1 protein-coding gene and 1 tRNA gene are annotated in these 465 nt (G+C 64.3%); one reads left to right on the top strand and one right to left on the bottom strand.

Annotated features, from left to right (window positions below; genetic code table 11):
• Positions 1–86 precede the first annotated feature (86 nt).
• On the top strand, positions 87–377 hold the full coding sequence (locus RN629_RS18325; protein ID WP_407036502.1) for a hypothetical protein: 291 nt from the start codon (positions 87–89) through the stop codon (positions 375–377).
• 3 nt (positions 378–380) lie between these two features.
• Here the strand turns inward: RN629_RS18325 and RN629_RS18320 are convergent.
• Positions 381–457 (bottom strand) — tRNA-Met (locus RN629_RS18320).
• Positions 458–465: the final 8 nt, after the last annotated feature.

Genomic DNA, 465 nt, shown 5'->3' with positions numbered 1-465 from the left:
GGGCATGGCCGCTCTCGCCACACCACAGATCGAGGAGGTGACGCCGCTACAGATTACACCCAAGGCCGCCTGATCGATGCAGCCCGGTGCCACGACCGAAATTACACCACGTTGACGGACACGACCATAATCGGGCGGAAGCGGCCGAAAGGCTGCGGTCGCTGGTCGAGGAAGTAAGGCTCGTGCCGGAGAGCGGAGAGCTAGCGATCGTGCTGCGGGGCGACCTGGCCGCGATGCTGCGCTTTGCCGCCGGCAGGAAGAACCCCGACTTCTTGAAGGAGACCGCGGCGCTCGAAGCGTTGCTGGGCGGACATGAGCGCAATCTGGCGCGTAGAAATGCAAAAACCCCGCGGCGGGAGCTGCGGGGTTGCAAGTAAAGATGGTTGCGGGGGCAGGATTTGAACCTGCGGCCTTCAGGTTATGAGCCTGACGAGCTACCGGGCTGCTCCACCCCGCGACGGGGGA

Source organism: Facivitalis istanbulensis (assembly GCF_040560405.1).
Classification (GTDB): Bacteria; Pseudomonadota; Alphaproteobacteria; order Sphingomonadales; family Sphingomonadaceae; genus Sphingomonas; species Sphingomonas istanbulensis.
Note: the sequence above shows the minus strand (reverse complement) of the source record. Positions and strands in the feature narration are given on the sequence as shown.